Below are 18498 nucleotides of genomic sequence, written 5' to 3'. Positions count from 1 at the left end.
AGTTCCCTCTCCCCTATGGGGAGAGGGTTAGGGTGAGGGGCCCAGACCGCACGAAATTAACGTCCCGCCTTTAACTTCTGATAATACTCTTCATACAGGCGGCTCGCGTCGCCGACATCGTTCTGCCACTCGCCTTTGCTGATGGTTTGCGCATCCGGGTAGAGCGACTTGTCATTAGCCACCTCCGGGCTCAGCAGCTTGCGGGCGGCGAGGTTTGGCGTCGGGTAACCAATAGTCTCTGCCACCTGTTTTGCCACATCCGGGCGCAGCAGGAAGTTAATCAGCTTCAGCGCGCCGTCCACGTTTTTGGCATTGGCCGGAATAGAGAGGCTGTCCATCCAGAAGATCCCACCTTCGGCAGGCCACACCACTTCAAGCGGCGTGCCGGCCTGGCGCGCTACGTACGCTGAACCGTTCCATACCATCCCCACGTTCACTTCCCCTTCCATGTACGGGTTAGCCGGGTTATCGGAGTTGAAGGCGGCGACGTTAGGCATCAGTTTTTGCAGCTCGTGATAGGCTGCTTCAATCTCTTTCGGATCGGTGGTGTTACCAGAGTAACCGAGCTTTCGTAGCGCAATCTGCAACACTTCGCGGGCGTCGTCGGTCAGCAGCAGCCCGCCCTTATACTCCGGTTTCCACAGGTCGGCCCAGCTCGTTACCGATTTCGGATCCATCGCCTCGCTGTTGATCCCGATAGCCGTCGCACCCCAGATGTACGGAATGGAGTAGTCGTTATTCGGGTCAAACGGCTTGTTGAGCATCTCCGGATCGAGGTTTGAAAAATTGGTCAGCTTCGTTTTGTCGATCTTCTGGATCATGCCCTCTTTGCGCATCTTGTCGACGAAATAGGTCGACGGGACCACCAGATCGTAGGCGCCCTCTTTATAGGTTTTGAGCTTGGCGTACATGGTTTCATTCGACTCGTAGGTCGAGTAGATCACCTTGATGCCGGTCTCTTTGGTGAACTGCTCCAGCAGGCCTGGCGGCACATACTCGGTCCAGTTGTAGAAGTAGAGCGTTTTACTGTCGTCCGCGTGCGCAGCGCTCATACCCATTGCCAGAGCGCCTGCCGCGAGCAGGTGGCGTGACCATTTTTTCATTTTAACGTCCCCTGAGATTTTGTTTTATCACGAGCAATAAGCTGGCTGGCGATCACCAGAACCAGCGATAACATCAACAGAATGGTCGCCAGCGCATTCACCTCCGGTGAGACGCCGACTTTCACCATTGAATAGATCTTCAACGGCAGAATTTCATAGCTCGGCCCGGTGACAAACGACGAAACCACCACGTCATCCATCGACAGAGTAAAGCTGAGCAGCCATCCCGCCGCCACGGCGGGCATCGCCAGCGGCAGGATAATTTTGCGCAGAATGGTCATCTCGCTGGCACCCAGATCCTTTGCCGCCTCCAGCATCCGCACGTCAAAGCCTTTCAGACGGGAGTAAACCGTCACCACCACAAACGGCAGGCAGAAGGTGATGTGCGAGAAGAGCAGGGACCAAAAGCCCAGCTGCACTCCCAGCAGCATAAACAGCACCAGCAGCGAAATGGCCATCACAATGTCCGGAGACATCATCACCACGAACAGCATGCCGCTGACGAAGGGCTTGCCGCGAAAACGGTAGCGGTAGAGCGCTACTGCGGTCAGCGAGCCAATCAGGGTGGCGAGAGTGGCCGAGAAGATCGCCATCGTCAGGGAGTGTTGCGCCGCCTGCAGCAGGCTGTCGTTATTCATCAGCAGGCTGTACCACTGGGTGGTGAAACCCTGCCAGTTGATGCCAAAGCGCGAGCTGTTGAACGAGTTCACGATCAGAATAATGATCGGAATGTAGAGATACGCATAAATGGCGGTCATAAAACCGCCCCGGAGCAGTCGACCGATCATTCAAGGTCACCTTTACTATTAAGCAGGCGAGATGCACGCCAGTAGATCAGCAGCATCAGGCCCATCACCAGGGTCAGGGTGATGCTGGTGGCCGAGCCGAACGGCCAGTCGCGAATGTTCAGGAACTGGCTCTTGATGACGTTGCCGATCAGCAGGTTTTTGGCGCCGCCCATCAGGTCGGAGACGTAGAACAGCCCCATCGCCGGCAGCATCACCAGCAGGCAGCCGGCAATAATCCCCGGCATGGTCAGCGGAACGATGATGCGGATAAAGGTCTGCATTTTGCTGGCACCCAGATCCCTTGCCGCTTCCAGTAAGGGTTTATCCAGCTTCTCAATGCTGGAGTAGAGCGGCATCACCATAAACGGCAGCAGGATATAGACCAGCCCGACGATCACCGCGCTGGGGGTGAACATGATGCGGATCGGGGTATCAATCACCCCCAGCCACAGCAGGAACTCGTTCAGGTAGCCTTTGGTGCTGAGAAAGATCTTCAGGCCGTAAATGCGGATCAGCGAGTTGGTCCAGAACGGCACAATCAGCAGGAACAGCAGCAGCGGGCGCACCTTCGTCGGCAGCTTCGCCAGAAACCAGGCGAAGGGATAGCCGAGTATCAGGCACGCCAGGGTGGCAATCAGCGCCATGTTGAGCGAATGCAGCAGCACCTGGAAATAGAGCGGATCGAGCAGGCGCGCGTAGTTATCCAGCGTAAAGACCAGCGAGACGAAGTGCGTGTCGTCACGGGTCAGGAAGCTGGTGGCGATGATCATCAGGTTGGGTAAAAAGACAAACAACACAAGCCAACCGACGATAGTGGCGATCACCACATTCTGGAATTTACTTGTGTTCTTCATCAGCCAGCACAACCTCCCAGCTTTCTACCCAGTTAATGACCATTTTTTGATTGAGCGAGTGGTCAAAATCAGGATCGTCTTCGTTAAAGAATTCGCTGACCATCACCATCTTGCCGTTTTCCAGCTCAACCACCGACTCCAGCGTCATCCCTTTATAGTTGCGCTCGCGAATATAGCCGATTAACCCTTCAACTTCGGTTTCGTCGTGGATCTCATCGACACGCAGATCTTCCGGACGCAGCAGGACGTTCAGCTGCTGTCCCGGCTCTACGGCAAAGTTAACGAAGATATTGCAGGCGCGGCCTTCGACGTTGGCCAGTACCCGCTGGTCGTCGAGGCGTTCAATAACGGTAGCACTGAAGATGTTGATTTCGCCAATAAAGCTGGCAACAAACAGGTTTTTTGGCTCTTCGTAGATCTCACGCGGGGTGCCGTCCTGCTCGATCTTGCCGTCGCGCATCACCACGATGCGATCGGACATGGTCAGGGCCTCTTCCTGATCGTGGGTGACAAAGACAAAGGTGATCCCGAGCTTACGCTGCAGCGCTTTTAATTCGTTCTGCATCTGCTTGCGCAGCTTGTAGTCCAGCGCGGAGAGGGACTCATCCAGCAGCAGCAGGCGCGGCTTATTGACCACGGCGCGGGCGATGGCGACACGCTGTTGCTGACCGCCTGAAAGCTGGTGCGGTTTACGCTGGGCAAACTCCTCCAGCTGCACCATGCGCAGGGCATCGGTAACGCGTGGGGTGATTTCACTGGCGGGGGTTTTTTGCATCCGCAGACCAAAGGCGACGTTTTCGAAAACCGTCATGTGCGGAAAAAGCGCGTAACTTTGAAAGACGGTATTAACGTGGCGGTGTTCAGCAGGAACCTGAGTAATGTCCTGATTTTCCAGATGGATATGACCGCGGTCGACGTTTTCCAGCCCGGCGATAAGGCGAAGCACTGTCGTTTTACCACAGCCCGAGGGGCCAAGTAGTGTAAGAAATTCGCCGTTGTTGATCGTTAAATCGAGGTCGGAAATGACGGTTTTTCCGTCAAAGCTCTTACGAATTCCGGCCAGTTGCACCAACGGTGACAGTGAAGCTGGTTGTGTATTCAATTTTTGATTCAGTCCCATATCGACGCTGCAAATACTTATCGCAGCGGGGTTTGTGGTTAACCACCTTGGTGAAACGTAATGAGGGCGGACATTCTACGGGAAACCTCTGCAATCGCCAATCCTTGTTACCCATTGATAAGCTACATTTATTAGCAAACGGCGAGATAAACGGAAATATTCTCGTTTACGGGATAATAGTGACCTGACGCAATATTTGGGTTTTGATGCTTATTGATAATGTTGTCACAAAAAGTGAGGGTGACTGCATGGATAAATTACTTGAGCGTTTTTTACAGTACGTATCGCTGGATACCCAATCTAAGCCGGGTGTCCGCCAGGTGCCGAGCACCGAAGGCCAGTGGAAACTGTTACAGCTGTTAAAAAAACAGCTGGAGGAGATGGGCCTCATCAACGTGACCTTAAGCGAAAAGGGGACGGTGATGGGCACGCTACCTGCGAATGTCAGCGGTGATATTCCTGCCATCGGCTTTATTTCCCATGTCGATACCTCACCGGATTTTAGCGGTAAAAACGTCAATCCGCAGATTGTTGAGAATTATCGGGGCGGCGATATCGCCCTCGGCATCGGTGATGAAGTGCTTTCGCCGGTAATGTTCCCGGTGTTACACCAGCTGCTCGGCCAGACCCTGATCACCACCGACGGCAAAACGCTGCTGGGTGCCGATGATAAGGCGGGCGTGGCCGAGATCATGACCGCGCTGGCGGTACTGAAAAATAATAACGTCCCGCACGGCGATATTCGCGTCGCCTTCACCCCCGATGAAGAGGTGGGGAAAGGGGCGAAGCATTTTGACGTTGCGGCGTTTGATGCCCGCTGGGCCTATACCGTTGACGGCGGCGGAGTGGGCGAACTGGAGTTTGAAAACTTCAATGCCGCTTCGGTGAATATCCGCATCGTCGGCAATAACGTTCACCCGGGTACCGCGAAAGGGGTGATGGTCAACGCGCTGTCGCTGGCGGCCCGTATTCATGCCGAAGTCCCGGCGGAGGAAAGCCCGGAAAAAACCGACGGCTATGAAGGCTTCTACCATCTCACCAGCATTAAAGGGACGGTGGATCGCGCGGACATGCACTACATCATCCGCGATTTCAATCGCGGAGGGTTTGAAGCGCGTAAACGCAAGATGATGGACATTGCCAAAAAGGTGGGTAAAGGGCTGCACCCGGACTGCTACATTGAGCTGGTCATTGAAGACAGCTACTACAATATGCACGAAAAGGTGATCGAGCATCCCTATATCCTCGAGGTGGCGCAGCAGGCGATGCGCGACTGCGACGTCGAACCCCAGCTCAAACCGATCCGCGGTGGCACCGATGGCGCCCAGCTTTCCTTTATGGGACTGCCGTGCCCGAACCTCTTTACCGGCGGCTATAACTACCACGGCAAGCATGAGTTTGTGACGCTCGAGGGAATGGAGAAAGCCGTACAGGTGATTGTGCGCATTGCCGAGTTAACGGCGAAGCAGCAGTAGAGAATTGCCCGGTTCACCGGGCCCATTCGTAGGCCGGGTAAGGCGCAGCCGCTACCCGGCATTTGCACAAACGAGGAGGGAACCTCATATGTCAAACTACCGACGTCACTACGTGCCGGGCGGGACCTGGTTTTTTACCGTTAATCTGCAAAACCGTCACAGCGATCTGCTGACGCGTCACATCGATAAACTCCGTTCCGCCACGCAGTGCGTCAAACGCGCAAAACCTTTTCTGATTAATGCCTGGGTAGTTTTGCCAGAACATATGCACTGTATCTGGACGTTGCCTGAAAACGACAGCGATTACTCAGGCCGCTGGCGGGACATAAAGAAAACCTTCACCCGAACGCTGGGGATGTCAGGCATCTGGCAGCCACGTTTCTGGGAACATACCATTCGGGATGAAAACGATCTGCGCAGGCATACGGACTATATCTGTATCAATCCATTGAAACACGGTTACGTTACACGCGTTAAGGACTGGCCGTATTCAAGCTTTCATCGTGATGTACGGGAAGGGTTATATCCGGAAGACTGGGCGGGGGATGTGGACGATTTTAACGCGGGGGAGCGCCGGTAAAAACGCCGGGTGGCGGCTTCGCCTTACCCGGCCTACTCGATCATTGTAGGCCCGGTAAGCGAAGCGCCACCGGGCGTTGCGAATCAGTCCTCGAAGAACCAGTACCCGCTGTTGACCAGCGCCGCCAGCATCGCGAGGAACGACGGATCTTCAAGTGCATCACCGAAATGCTCGGCGGTCAGCACCATATGGCTGGCAAGGGCTTCCAGCGCCGGACGGTGCGGGGAATCCAGCTGTTCGCCGTTGACGAAAACATCTTCGCCAATGCGCAACACGCGTAATCCACCCAGACGCGCCAGCTTGTCGCCCTGCTGCAGCGCATCATAAATTTCATCCGGCTGATACGGCGGCTCCGGCAGGGAGACGTCCAGCTCGTGGCGGGACTGGCTGATAAACTCCCCGAACCACTGGTTGAAATGCTCAGGCTTGTTGATCATATCCAGCATCATCCCGCGCAGCTGATCCAGCTCCTGCGGCAGAATATCGGCCGGATGTTCCCGGGAAGGCACCGCCGGATCGCTGAAACGATGGCTGCCCAGCTCGCGTTGCAGAACGTAATCGGCAAACCCGCTGATCATCTCGCGACCGCTTGGCGCGCGGAAGCCCACTGAATAGTTCATCGAGTTCTCAAGAGAGTAACCTTCGTGCGGGAAGCCCGGTGGAATATAGAGGATATCGCCCGGCTCCATCTCTTCGTCGATGATGCCGACAAAGGGATCGACCTGCAGCAGGTCAGGGTGCGGACAGTGCTGTTTCATCGGCACCTTCTCACCCACGCGCCAGCGGCGGCGGCCGGTACCCTGAATGATGAACACATCGTACTGATCCAGATGCGGGCCAACGCCGCCGCCGGGCACGGAGAAGGAGATCATCAGATCGTCCATTCGCCAGTCGGGCAGGGCGCGGAACGGCAGCATCAGGGCTGCGGCGGGCTGGTGCCAGTGGTTAACCGCCTGCACCAGTAACGACCAGTTGCTCTCGCCCAGATGGTCATAGCTTTCAAACGGACCGTGGCTGACCTGCCATTTCCCATCCTGATGGCTGACGAGACGGCTGTCGACTTCGCTCTCCATGGCCAGGCCGGCCAGTTCGTCAGGAGAGATGGGATCGACGAAGTTGGCGATGCCGCGTTTCAGAACAACCGGACGCTTTTGCCAGTAACGTTCGATAAAGTCGGGCCAGTTGAGCGCTAATTGATAATCCATATTTATATTCCGCAGGCTTTTACTTGCTCGGATTATAACGGAAGCACGGCAGCCTGCGTGTGAGAATCACGCTTTTTTCACCCAGGCGCTCAACTATCGTCGCTGGTCAGGTGCTGGCGGCCAAAAATCGCCTCCATTCGGGCACCGCCCAGCAGGCTGTCGCTGGTCTCGATCCTGCCGTCGTATTGCTCCACAATGTCGCGGGCGACCGACAAACCAACACCCTGGCCGGGACGCAGCGTATCGGCGCGCTGGCCGCGATCGAAGACCTGGTCGCGTTTACCCTGCGGGATCCCGGGGCCATCATCCTCAACAATAATGTGCAGCTGATCCTCTCCCTGACGGGCAGAGACTTCGACAAACTCGAGGCAGTATTTACAGGCGTTATCGAGCAGATTGCCCATCACTTCCATAAAGTCGTTTTTCTCGCCCACGAAGCTGATTTCCGGCGAGATATCCAGAGTGATGTTCACCCCTTTACGCTGGTACACCTTGTTCAGGGCCGAGGTCAGGCTGTCGAGCAGCGGGGCAACGGGATGCAGCTCCCGGCTCAGCAGGGTGCTGCCGGTTCGCATACTGGCGCGGTGCAGGTAGTAGCCGATCTGCTGGGAGATACGGCTGATCTGCTCCAGCATAACCGGCTCGGCTTCATCAGCGCTCAGTCTGGCGCTGCGCAGGGATCGCATGGTGCTCTGCATCACCGCCAGCGGCGTTTTCAGGCTGTGGGTCAGATCGGTGAGGGTGGTGCGGTACTTATCGTAACGTTCGCGCTCGCTTTTCAGCAGACGGTTCAGGTTACGCACCAGGCTGGTGAGTTCCCGGGTGGTATTCGGATTGAGCTTCTCCCGGTGATGCTCTTCCAGCTCGCGCACCTCTTTCGCCAGCGACTCGATGGGCCGCAGGCTCCACCAGGCGGCCAGCCAGAGCAGGGGGATCACCAGCAGCAGGTTGGCGGCTAGCACGTACACGAACCAGTTCCACACCATATAAGAGCGTTTTAGCTCTACCGGAATGGTGTCGATGACCACAATCGTCAGCTGGGGCATCGCGATCGTGGCGGGGTAGATGTTTACCGCTACCGAGTGGGTCAGCTCGCTGTCGTCGTCGTCCTCGCGGATCTCGGCCAGCTCCTGCTGCATATTGTGATTGTCACCCACCAGCACGCTGGTGGCATCGACATTCGCTTCCAGCTCATGAAAACCGTTGGTGCGTAACCACTCCGGGCGGATGCTTTTTATCAGCCAGGGGACGTCGCGCTGGGCCCACAGCAGTTTGCCTTTTTCATCGTAAATCAGCGACATGGTCGGGCTCTGGCGATCAAGATGCTCCGGCATATCAATGCTGATTTTATTGTCTTCCCATCGAGCAAGGGTATAGAAAAGATTGCTCTCCCCGCGCAGCAGGCGAAAGGTGGTTTTGTCGAAGCTGACGCTGTAGCCCACCAGCGCCACCATCCCGTAGGCCAGCGAGAGCACCAGCACCACTACCGCTGTCGCCAGCAGAAAACGAAACCGCAGCGACAGAGGCAGAAAGTGACGAAAGAGATTTTTCATTTAGCGTAATTCGAAAAGATAGCCCTGGCCGCGCACGGTGGTAATGACATCCTCCGGGTACTGCGCCTGAATTTTCTTGCGCAGACGCCCCATCAGCACGTCGATGGTGTGGCTTTCGCGCAGCTCTGCGTCAGGGTAGAGCTGGAGCATCAGGGAATCTTTGCTCACCACCTTGCCGCTGTTGCGGATCAGCGTCTCCATAATGGTGTACTCAAAGGCCGTCAGCTTAATGACCTCGTCATTAATCGCCAGCTCGCGGCGGGAGAGATCGACCTGAAACGGCGGGATGGAGATCACCTGCGAGGCCAGACCGCTGTTGCGGCGCATCAAGGCCTGCATGCGTGCGGCGACCTCTTCGATATGGAAAGGTTTAGTGACGTAATCGTCGGCACCGGCGCTGAGCACTTCAACCTTATCCTGCCAGCCTTCGCGGGCGGTTAAGACCAGTACCGGCAAAGAGACATCGTGGCTACGCCAGCGGCGGATCAGCGACAGGCCATCTTCATCAGGCAGACCCAGGTCAACGATGGCGATATCGGGAAGGTGTTCATTGAGATAGTAATCGGCTTCTTTTGCATCTTCGGCATCATCCACCTGATGTCCCATTTCCTGAAGCTGAACTTTCAGGTGATGGCGTAGCAACGCATTATCCTCAACAACCAGAACGCGCATCATCGCTTCTCCCTAATATGAATGGTCAGAGTAGTTTAACGCTGATTATGTTGCGGCGGGGATAAACATTTCGTAAACCGAAGGGGAGGAACCCTCTTTCCGGGCGGAAAGAGGGTTAAAAGCGTTATTTCAGCTCATCAACCATCGCAATCGCGCGACCGATGTAATTTGCCGGAGTCATTGCTTTCAGACGGGTTTTCTCTTCTTCTGGCAGGGCCAGACCGTCGATAAACTGCTTCATGCCTTCGGCGTCAACGCGCTTGCCGCGGGTCAGCTCTTTCAGTTTTTCGTACGGCTTCTCGATGCCATAGCGGCGCATCACGGTCTGGATTGGCTCCGCCAGCACTTCCCAGTTGTGATCCAGTTCGTCCAGCAGACGCTCGCGGTTCACTTCCAGCTTGCTCACGCCTTTCAGGGTGGATTGATAGGCGATCAGCGCGTAGCCAATGCCCACGCCCAGGTTACGCAGTACGGTGGAGTCGGTCAGGTCACGCTGCCAGCGGGAAACTGGCAGTTTGCTGGCCATGTGCTGCAGCAGCGCGTTCGCCAGACCCAGGTTGCCTTCGGAGTTTTCGAAGTCGATTGGGTTAACCTTGTGCGGCATGGTGGACGAACCGATTTCACCGGCGATGGTCTTCTGCTTGAAGTGGTTCAGGGCGATGTAACCCCACACATCGCGGTCGAAGTCGATCAGGATGGTGTTGAAACGCGCGATGCAGTCGAACAGTTCGGCGATGTAGTCGTGCGGCTCAATCTGCGTGGTGTACGGGTTCCACTGGATACCCAGAGAGGTCACAAACTCTTCGCTGAACTGGTGCCAGTCCACTTCCGGATAGGCGGCGATGTGCGCGTTGTAGTTACCCACAGCGCCGTTGATTTTACCGAGGATCTCCACCTGCTCCAGCTGGCGGTACTGACGCTCCATACGGTAGGCGACGTTGGCCATCTCTTTACCGATGGTGGATGGGGTCGCTGGCTGACCGTGGGTACGGGAAAGCAGCGGGATATCGCGATACTCGACCGCCAGCGCTTTGACCGCGTCGATGATTTTGCGCCAGTACGGCAGCACCACTTCTTCACGCGCGGTAGAGAGCATCAGCGCGTGGGAGAGGTTGTTGATATCTTCTGAGGTGCAGGCGAAGTGAATGAATTCAGACACCGCGTGCAGCGCCGGGACGCTGGCGACTTTCTCTTTCAGGAAATATTCAACGGCTTTTACGTCGTGGTTGGTGGTGCGCTCAATGGTTTTGATGCGCGCGGCATCTTCTTCATTGAATTCTGCGACGATTTTATCGAGGTAATCGTTTGCCTGGCTGTCAAAAGCAGGAACTTCCTTGATTGCTGCCTGCGCGGCCAGCTTTTGCAGCCAGCGTACTTCAACCTGTACACGGAATTTCAGCAGACCATATTCGCTGAAGATCCCGCGCAGCGCGCTGACTTTATCGCCGTAGCGTCCATCGACAGGGGAAACGGCGGTCAGTGAGGATAATTCCATAGTTCGCAACTCCGGGAGGTTAACAATGAGCAAGAATTTGTTTTGCCTGAGTCGTCAGGCGATTACGATAAAACATTAACTGCAGGCGGCCACCGCCGACCTGATGCCACAGCACAGCGGCACGAATACCTGCCAGCAGGGAGGCGCGCACTTTGGCCTGCACCTGTGGGCTTTGCAGCACGGCAGGGGAGCCGGTGACCTGGATACGTGGCCCCAGTGGACTGATGACATCCACATAAATGCCCGCCATGGCGCTGAGTAACGTATCGGATTGCAGCTCGAAATGGTCGAGCTGGCGCTGCAGGCCGCTAATGCGGTCACCGAGGGTGTCCATCGCCCCTTTGGCGGCATGCAGCTTGCGCTCGAGCACCATCATGCTGAGGGTATAACGCGTCAGTTCAGCGTTCAGCCCTTGACGGCTGCTGGCATTTAATACACCGAGCAAGGTTTCCAGACCGAGGCGAAGATTCGCTTCGCTACCACCAAACACGCCGAGGGTTGAACTGGGGTTCAGATCCACAACGCTGTTGAGCGAAACGTGCAGCGCGTCAGCATCGCAGTGACCCTGATGCGCCAGCTGTTGCACCAGACGGGCTGACTGGCAAATTCCCGCCAGCGCCAGGGTGATGTCATAAACGTTCTTCGCCACACTTGCTCCTTTCTGTGTGTTATCGCATTAAACCGCGGTCAGCGGCAGGCGTTGTTCGATGATGCCGCCGCCAAGGCAGATCTCGCCGCTGTAAAAGACGGCAGACTGACCCGGGGTCACGGCGGCAACCGGCTCGTCGAAACGCACTTCAATGCGTTCGTCGTCCAGCGCGGTCACGGTGCAGGGAATATCGGTCTGGCGGTAGCGGGTTTTCACCGTGCAGCGCAGCGTGCCTTTCAGCGGCTCGCGGTCGACCCAGTGCAGCTGTTGGGCAATCAGGCCGACGGACATCAGACGCGGATGGTCATGACCCTGCGCCACAATCAGAATATTGTTTTCGACGTCTTTATCGACGACGTACCACGGATCTTCGCTACCCTCTTTGATACCGCCGATACCCAGGCCCTTACGCTGGCCGAGGGTGTGATACATCAGACCCTGGTGCTCGCCGATGGTATCGCCATCCACGCTGATGATTTTACCCGGCTGGGCAGGGAGGTAGCGGCCAAGGAATTCACGGAATTTGCGCTCACCGATAAAGCAGATACCGGTGGAGTCTTTTTTCTTCGCGGTGATCAGATCCAGCTCTTCGGCGATTTTACGCACTTCCGGTTTTTCCAGCTCGCCCACCGGGAACAGGCTTTGGGCAATCTGTTCGTGGCCGAGGGTATAGAGGAAGTAGCTCTGATCTTTGTTGCCGTCGAGACCGCGCAGCAGCTGGCTTTTGCCGTCGACATCGGCGCGGCGCACGTAGTGGCCGGTGGCGATGTAGTCAGCACCCAGATCTTCAGCGGCGAACTCGAGGAAGGCTTTAAATTTGATCTCTTTGTTGCACAGAATATCCGGGTTCGGCGTGCGGCCGGCTTTGTACTCTTCCAGGAAATGCTCGAAGACGTTATCCCAGTACTCTGCGGCAAAGTTGACGGTGTGCAGTTCAATGCCAAGCTTGTCGCAGACCGCCTGGGCATCAGCCAGATCCGCAGCAGCCGTACAGTATTCCTCGCCATCGTCCTCTTCCCAGTTCTTCATGAACAGGCCTTCAACCTTATAGCCCTGTTGCAGCAACAGCCAGGCAGAGACGGAAGAATCGACGCCGCCGGACATGCCGACGATCACTTTTTTTTGGCTTTCAGACATTGGAATACTCACGACATTGAACTTCAAGGCGGCGTATTCTATCACGCGCCCCCGGCATTGACACCCTCTGTAAACGGCCAGTTAAATTCCCCGATGGTCTCCAGCGGCAGACGCTGGCCGGAGAGGTAGCTGCGAATACTCTCCGCAACCAGCGGCGAGCGCAGATTTGTCGCGTTGAGAATGGTGTCGGCATCCACCCACAGGCAGCGGTCGATGTCGCTGTCATGGGGCTCAGTGGCGCACGTTTCGCTAAGCTCGATGGCGAACAGAAAACGGATAAACGGCGTTTTGTCCGGGGCAATCCACTGATGCAAACGGATGAAATGCTGGGGCTTAGCCTGAATGCCGGTCTCTTCCCACAGCTCGCGCTCAGCTGCCTGAACCAGCGTCTCGTCGGCTTCAAGATGGCCCGCAGGCTGGTTCCACAGCGCCTTGCCGTTGATGCTCTCTTCCACCACTAAAAATTTGCCCTGGGCGTGCACAATGGTCGCCACCGTGACGTGCGGTTTAAACATGAGGCTCTCCTTGTTGAGTTACGTCCCGCCAGTCACCGTTGGCGAGGCTATCCAGCGTATAACTGCCCATGGCGTAGCGGATAAGGCGCAATGTCGGATGGCCGACATGGGCCGTCATGCGACGCACCTGGCGGTTACGGCCTTCATAAAGGGTCACTTTGATCCACGAAACGGGAATGGATTTACGCTCGCGGATCGGTGGGTTGCGCGGCCAGAGCCACTCTGGCTCATTGACCAGCTCAATACCTGCGGGCAGGGTAGGACCGTCGTTGAGCGTCACCCCGTGACGCAACGCCGCCAGCGCTGCTTCGTCCGGCACGCCTTCAACCTGCACATAGTAGATTTTGCCGGTGCGCTTACCGGGCTGGGTCAGCCTGGCCTGCAGTTCACCATCATTGGTGAGCACCATCAGCCCTTCGCTGTCGCGATCGAGCCGGCCTGCGGCATAGACTCCCTGGACAGGGATGTAGTCTTTCAAGGTGCTGCGTCCGGCTTCGTCGGTAAACTGCGGCAGGACATCGTAAGGTTTATTGAACAAAATAACGCGTGTCGGCGCGCTTTGCTTGCGCGGTCTGGACGCTTGTCGTTTGCTGAATCGTTCAACCCGGTGATTTCTAAAAGAAGTTTTCTGCATGGTATTTTCAGACGTTATCAATTGCCGCATTATAGCCTAATAACGAATGCCTTTCATGGCGCCAGACATTCAGGTACTATCGATGGGCTCATTACAAATTATTAACATAAGATCAGTAACAACCAGAAGCGCTCGAAGGAGAGGTTAATGGAAAGCAAAGTAGTTGTTCCGGCGGAAGGTAAAAAGATCACCCTGCAAGACGGTAAGCTGAACGTCCCACACAATCCGATTATCCCGTTCATCGAAGGTGACGGTATCGGTGTTGACGTAACCCCAGCGATGCTGAAAGTGGTGGATGCCGCTGTTGAGAAAGCCTATAAAGGCGAGCGTAAAATTTCCTGGATGGAAATTTACACCGGTGAAAAATCTACCCACGTTTACGGCCAGGACGTCTGGCTGCCAACTGAAACTCTTGACCTGATCCGTGACTACCGCGTTGCCATCAAAGGCCCGCTGACTACGCCAGTCGGTGGCGGTATTCGCTCCCTGAACGTTGCTCTGCGTCAGGAACTCGACCTGTACGTTTGTCTGCGCCCGGTACGTTACTACCAGGGTACGCCAAGCCCGGTTAAACACCCTGAACTGACCGACATGGTTATCTTCCGTGAGAACTCCGAAGATATCTATGCAGGTATCGAGTGGAAAGCGGACTCCGCAGAAGCAGAGAAAGTAATTAAGTTCCTGCGCGAAGAGATGGGCGTGAAGAAAATTCGCTTCCCTGAACATTGCGGTATCGGCATCAAGCCGTGCTCCGAAGAAGGGACCAAGCGCCTGGTTCGTGCAGCGATCGAATACGCAATCACCAATGACCGTGACTCTGTGACCATCGTTCACAAAGGCAACATCATGAAGTTCACCGAAGGCTCGTTCAAAGACTGGGGTTACCAGTTGGCGGCGGAAGAGTTCGGTGGTGAACTGATCGACGGCGGCCCATGGCAGAAGATCAAGAACCCGAACACCGGCAAAGAGATCATCATTAAAGATGTGATCGCCGATGCGTTCCTGCAGCAGATCCTGCTGCGTCCGGCTGAGTACGACGTTATTGCCTGTATGAACCTGAACGGTGACTACATCTCTGACGCCCTGGCGGCGCAGGTTGGCGGTATCGGTATCGCACCAGGCGCGAATATCGGCGACGAGTGCGCGCTGTTCGAAGCGACCCACGGTACTGCACCTAAGTACGCGGGCCAGGACAAAGTGAACCCAGGTTCTATCATCCTGTCCGCAGAAATGATGCTCCGTCACATGGAGTGGTTCGAAGCCGCAGACCTGATCGTTAAAGGTATGGAAGGCGCGATCAACAACAAGACCGTGACCTACGACTTCGAACGTCTGATGGAAGGCGCTAACCTGCTGAAATGTTCAGAGTTTGGTGACGCGATCATCGAAAACATGTAATCCTGTTTCCGGGTTATACAAGAACGGGAGCCGAAAGGCTCCCGTTCTTTATTTTGGCGGTTATCAAAGTAATTATTTGAATCGCTTATTATTCTGTTTCGAATTTTGGCTCAAGTAAAAGTGCTGGCGATGAGTCCATATAGGTTAACCAGGTTTGCCACATATCATGTATCTGTAGCTCTAACAGACGAATGCTGCGTTCATTGGATAGCGAAGTGCTGATCGTACCGCCTTCGTAGTCAACTTCTACGGACTTAGAGGCAGCGTTAACTAAAGCAGACCAAGCTTGAGCTTCTTCATTATAAGCCGCTTCCAGCCTCTTCTTATGAGCAGCATTGTCCTTATTTTCGCTCGAAATGCGTTCGACTGTAGTGGATTGATATTTGTTTAAAACCCATTCAAGCTGACTGATTTTTTTTCCCTGACATTCATCTATATCAATCGTAGTTTCCTGAGGCATTCCACTACAGTTAATAGCAAAAATTTCAACACCATTTTCAAGACGACTACCAGGTTGATTCTGGTCATTGTTATCCGCTGCATTTGCAGGCAGTTGTATGGCTGCAGACAGCAAAATACTAAAAACAAATTTTTTGATCATTTGTCGAACCGACAGGATAAAGGGGCATCCAGATTAGCTAATTCCAGGTAGGCTGGAAATGAGTGTAACGTTATTAACTTTGATCAAAAGCAAAATTAATTAGAATTAAAATAAAGGTTTATGGTGATTGCGTAGCATTACTGCTGAGCAGCGGACGGATGGCACCTTTGGGGCAGGCATGACCCATCAGTTACAACAAACGAAGGCGAAAGGTGTAAAAGTTGAGGTATCAATCACCTCATAGGAGGAAACGATGATCGATGAGGATGAGGTTCGTCGGGTCGCTGCAGGCGATCTTTCCAAAATAACCGCAGCAGAGCTTGCCACAGAACTGCTCTCACTGCGTCAGGAAAATACCCGCCTGAAATAGCTTCTCGCGACGGAAGTAAAGCTCCCTTACGTCAGCGCGAGCCCGGTATGCGATATCGAGGCAGGGTACGCTGCAGGCGTCACGGACAGCAAAGAGGCGATACGTCGGGCAGGGTTCTTCATCGAAGGGGATGATTAAAAGATGAAACCCGGCGGGATGCCGGGTCTGCTCACATTAAAACCAGTTAAATTTGTCAGAGAGTATCAGTAACAACGAACTGGCACAAACAAGGTTAATACAAATCACGAATCTGCTGGAAACATTCATGTTATCAATACCATTAAGGCTGTTCTGGGATTGTGTTAATAAGCGTAATAGCAAAATCCAGAACGTCAAATGGCAGAATGAAGGACAAAAAAAAGCCCACATAAAGTGGGCAAGAAATACTGGAAGCAATGTGAGCAATGTCGTACTGAATACCTGAGTGTTTTGCTCAACTATTCAGTGTTGAGAAAGATAATGTTTCTCATTAACGATTGCAACCCCAATTTTTGTGCGGAACACAGGTTTGCCGACTAATTCTTAATTTTTTCGCGTGATGGTAATCACAAACTTGCATTTCTGAATCCTGTGCTAAGCTTTCTGTGTACTTGATTTGACGACAAAAACCATACAGAGAGGAAAGCAGTTATGGGAATCATATCCTGGATTATCTTTGGGCTTATCGCGGGTATTCTGGCTAAGTGGATCATGCCGGGCAAAGATGGCGGTGGATTCATCGTTACGGTCATTCTGGGGATCATCGGTGCCGTGGTCGGCGGCTGGATCAGTACCCTCTTCGGTTTCGGCAGAGTCGATGGCTTTAACTTCGGCAGCTTTATGGTCGCGGTAATTGGCGCGCTGGTTGTGCTGTTCATTTACCGTAAGGTAAGAAGCTAACCCGACATTGCAAAAAAAGACCGCCAATTGGGCGGTCTTTTTACGCGATTTACCACCAGCCTAGCTGGCTACCGGCAACGGCCACAATGGCGACAATCAGCATAATAATCGTCGTTTTTCTCATTTATCCTCCGGGCGCAGCGTAGCCGCCGACAAAAAACCACGTTAAAAAAATCACCGCCGTAATAAAGATTACGATCGGGAACAGAATACCAAGCCGCATGCTATCACCTGTCCTGAAATGCGAAACCCGTTGAGTGTACGGGGTTAATCGATATTGAGAAAGGGCGTTTTTATTTTCCCTTTTTTATCGCTGTACATGGCCGCATCGGCTGCCCGCAGGGCGCTGTCGGCATCCAGTTGGGCCGGATCCACCTCAATCACGCCAATACTTGCGCCCGGATAAACGATATGCACATCCCCGAGCCAGTATTCACCGGCAATCTGCGCGCTCAGCTGCGTTTTCATTACCGTTAATGGGATCTGCTCCCCGGTGTCGCGGTTCTGACTCAGACAGGCCACCAGGAATTCATCCCCGCCCAGCCTGCCGACGATATCATCGTCGTCGCGTCCGTCGTTCAGCCGTTTACCCACCTCAACCAGAAAGCGGTCGCCCGCCTCGTGACCAAAGCGATCGTTGATGAGCTTAAAATCATCCAGATCGATGTACGCGATGATGGCGTTACGGTTCAGATGGCGCGCCAGCGAAAAGAGGGTGGTGAGATTGTCAAAAATGGCGCGGCGGTTAGGCAGCCCGGTAAGGGCATCGGTATAGGAGTACGCAATCAGGGCGGCGTTCGCTTCACGCAGCTGATTCACCAGCGACTCTTTCTCAATGTACTGGGTGATGAGTCCGGCGAAGAGCTTTAAGACATGCTCACCGCGTTCGCTCAACTCCTGTTTGCGGGTGCTGGTGGCGCACAGGGTGCCGTAGAGCGAACCATCGGTCAGATGAATGGGAATGCTCATATAGGTGGTAATACCCAGCGCTTTTGCGGCGTCGCAGTCGGCAAAACGTTCGGGAACGCTATCGCTGTAGAAGCAGTCGGAATCGATCGCCCGTTTACACAGCGTCTCGTCCCAGGGAACGCTTAGCCCTTCCGGAATGTGCATCTGCTTGCTGTTTCTGGCGTAGAGAATGTGCTGCAGACGGGCGTTGATATCAATTTTAGTAAGGTAGGTGGACTCCATATCCGTCACCACCTCCAGCATTTCGAGCAGCTGACGCACCAGGCTTTCAAGTGATTGCTCAGTGCTGAGCGTTTCTGAAACACGGGCAAGAATAATATCCGACATGACGCTGCTCAACTCCCCTACAGATGACCTCTGTACCTGACTGTTTTGCTGAAAGATTCGACGGCGGATAGTAAAACATGAATTGAAAACATTTCATATATTCAGGCGAGGAACGACAAATTCTGGCAGGAAAAAAGCCCCGGCGCAGGGCCGGGGAAAGTAACATCTTGATTA

The 18498-nt window shown here is 54.5% G+C and carries 21 protein-coding genes; 4 read left to right on the top strand and 17 right to left on the bottom strand.

The window, feature by feature from the left end; genetic code table 11:
* Positions 1-56: 56 nt before the first annotated feature.
* The 4 genes from potD to potA are packed head-to-tail and all read right to left on the bottom strand — an operon-like array spanning position 57 to position 3865.
* Positions 57-1103, bottom strand: coding sequence for a spermidine/putrescine ABC transporter substrate-binding protein PotD (gene potD / locus K5I40_RS08170; protein ID WP_223074286.1), 1047 nt, complete (start codon positions 1101-1103; stop codon positions 57-59).
* Positions 1100-1891, bottom strand: coding sequence for a spermidine/putrescine ABC transporter permease PotC (gene potC / locus K5I40_RS08165; protein ID WP_039028957.1), 792 nt, complete (start codon positions 1889-1891; stop codon positions 1100-1102). The genes potD and potC overlap by 4 nt, the downstream gene beginning before the upstream one ends.
* A complete protein-coding gene (gene potB / locus K5I40_RS08160) occupies positions 1888-2745 on the bottom strand; it encodes a spermidine/putrescine ABC transporter permease PotB (RefSeq protein WP_223074285.1) in 858 nt (285 codons plus the stop codon). Before potB ends, potC begins: the two co-directional genes overlap by 4 nt.
* The gene (potA, locus tag K5I40_RS08155; RefSeq protein ID WP_138368694.1) at positions 2729-3865 is read right to left on the bottom strand and encodes a spermidine/putrescine ABC transporter ATP-binding protein PotA; all 1137 of its coding nucleotides are present in this window, start codon (positions 3863-3865) and stop codon (positions 2729-2731) included. The genes potB and potA overlap by 17 nt, the downstream gene beginning before the upstream one ends.
* A 248-nt stretch (positions 3866-4113) precedes the next feature.
* On the opposite strand from potA, the gene pepT reads away from it, so the two are divergent.
* Together pepT and K5I40_RS08145 are read left to right on the top strand one after the other, a co-directional pair.
* Positions 4114-5340 (top strand): peptidase T, encoded by a 1227-nt coding sequence (gene pepT / locus K5I40_RS08150; protein ID WP_223074284.1) that lies wholly within the window; start codon positions 4114-4116, stop codon positions 5338-5340.
* Between the two features lie 88 nt (positions 5341-5428).
* Positions 5429-5920: an REP-associated tyrosine transposase gene (locus tag K5I40_RS08145; protein ID WP_039028961.1), complete on the top strand. Its 492-nt coding sequence runs from the start codon at positions 5429-5431 to the stop codon at positions 5918-5920.
* Positions 5921-6003: 83 nt separating this feature from the next.
* Here K5I40_RS08145 and K5I40_RS08140 read toward each other — a convergent pair whose 3' ends face one another.
* From K5I40_RS08140 to rluE, 8 genes are all read right to left on the bottom strand, one after another.
* The gene (locus tag K5I40_RS08140) at positions 6004-7125 is read right to left on the bottom strand and encodes a cupin domain-containing protein (protein WP_039028962.1); all 1122 of its coding nucleotides are present in this window, start codon (positions 7123-7125) and stop codon (positions 6004-6006) included.
* 89 nt (positions 7126-7214) lie between these two features.
* Complete coding sequence (gene phoQ / locus K5I40_RS08135) at positions 7215-8678, bottom strand: two-component system sensor histidine kinase PhoQ (protein WP_139564778.1); 1464 nt, start codon at positions 8676-8678, stop codon at positions 7215-7217.
* Entirely contained in the window at positions 8679-9350 is a 672-nt protein-coding gene (gene phoP / locus K5I40_RS08130; RefSeq protein WP_039028964.1) for a two-component system response regulator PhoP, read from the bottom strand.
* A 124-nt stretch (positions 9351-9474) separates the two neighbouring features.
* Positions 9475-10845, bottom strand: a complete 1371-nt coding sequence (gene purB, locus K5I40_RS08125; RefSeq protein ID WP_138368695.1) for an adenylosuccinate lyase — start codon at positions 10843-10845, stop codon at positions 9475-9477.
* 19 nt (positions 10846-10864) lie between these two features.
* Complete coding sequence (gene hflD, locus K5I40_RS08120; RefSeq protein WP_223074283.1) at positions 10865-11494, bottom strand: high frequency lysogenization protein HflD; 630 nt, start codon at positions 11492-11494, stop codon at positions 10865-10867.
* 27 nt (positions 11495-11521) lie between these two features.
* On the bottom strand, positions 11522-12631 hold the full coding sequence (gene mnmA, locus K5I40_RS08115; RefSeq protein ID WP_138368696.1) for a tRNA 2-thiouridine(34) synthase MnmA: 1110 nt from the start codon (positions 12629-12631) through the stop codon (positions 11522-11524).
* Between the two features lie 41 nt (positions 12632-12672).
* Positions 12673-13146, bottom strand: a complete 474-nt coding sequence (locus tag K5I40_RS08110) for an NUDIX hydrolase (RefSeq protein ID WP_223074282.1) — start codon at positions 13144-13146, stop codon at positions 12673-12675.
* The gene (gene rluE, locus K5I40_RS08105) at positions 13139-13810 is read right to left on the bottom strand and encodes a 23S rRNA pseudouridine(2457) synthase RluE (RefSeq protein ID WP_039029010.1); all 672 of its coding nucleotides are present in this window, start codon (positions 13808-13810) and stop codon (positions 13139-13141) included. Before rluE ends, K5I40_RS08110 begins: the two co-directional genes overlap by 8 nt.
* A 117-nt stretch (positions 13811-13927) precedes the next feature.
* Here rluE and icd point away from each other — a divergent pair, with 117 nt between their 5' ends.
* On the top strand, positions 13928-15178 hold the full coding sequence (gene icd, locus K5I40_RS08100) for an NADP-dependent isocitrate dehydrogenase (protein ID WP_223074281.1): 1251 nt from the start codon (positions 13928-13930) through the stop codon (positions 15176-15178).
* An 88-nt stretch (positions 15179-15266) separates the two neighbouring features.
* Here the strand turns inward: icd and K5I40_RS08095 are convergent, their stop codons facing one another.
* The gene (locus tag K5I40_RS08095) at positions 15267-15779 is read right to left on the bottom strand and encodes a hypothetical protein (RefSeq protein WP_223074280.1); all 513 of its coding nucleotides are present in this window, start codon (positions 15777-15779) and stop codon (positions 15267-15269) included.
* 544 nt (positions 15780-16323) lie between these two features.
* Positions 16324-16416, bottom strand: coding sequence for a stress response membrane protein YncL (gene yncL / locus K5I40_RS24110; protein WP_071886459.1), 93 nt, complete (start codon positions 16414-16416; stop codon positions 16324-16326).
* A 363-nt stretch (positions 16417-16779) separates the two neighbouring features.
* Between yncL and K5I40_RS08085 the strand changes: the two genes are divergently transcribed.
* Positions 16780-17028: a GlsB/YeaQ/YmgE family stress response membrane protein gene (locus K5I40_RS08085; protein ID WP_032617669.1), complete on the top strand. Its 249-nt coding sequence runs from the start codon at positions 16780-16782 to the stop codon at positions 17026-17028.
* A gap of 49 nt (positions 17029-17077) precedes the next feature.
* Here K5I40_RS08085 and yoaJ read toward each other — a convergent pair whose 3' ends face one another.
* Genes yoaJ through K5I40_RS08075 form a run of 3 tightly spaced genes read right to left on the bottom strand, consistent with a single transcriptional unit; the run spans position 17078 to position 18324 of the window.
* Complete coding sequence (gene yoaJ / locus K5I40_RS24105) at positions 17078-17152, bottom strand: protein YoaJ (protein ID WP_073885218.1); 75 nt, start codon at positions 17150-17152, stop codon at positions 17078-17080.
* Entirely contained in the window at positions 17153-17251 is a 99-nt protein-coding gene (locus K5I40_RS08080) for a YoaK family small membrane protein (protein ID WP_032617670.1), read from the bottom strand.
* A gap of 44 nt (positions 17252-17295) precedes the next feature.
* Positions 17296-18324, bottom strand: a complete 1029-nt coding sequence (locus K5I40_RS08075; RefSeq protein ID WP_223074279.1) for a sensor domain-containing diguanylate cyclase — start codon at positions 18322-18324, stop codon at positions 17296-17298.
* Positions 18325-18498: the final 174 nt, after the last annotated feature.

The sequence above is a fragment of the Leclercia sp. LTM14 genome (genome assembly GCF_023736175.1).
In the GTDB taxonomy this organism is placed as follows: Bacteria; Pseudomonadota; Gammaproteobacteria; order Enterobacterales; family Enterobacteriaceae; genus Enterobacter; species Enterobacter barmai.
The sequence above is the reverse complement of the archived record's forward strand: the minus strand, read 5'-3'. Positions and strand labels throughout refer to the sequence as shown.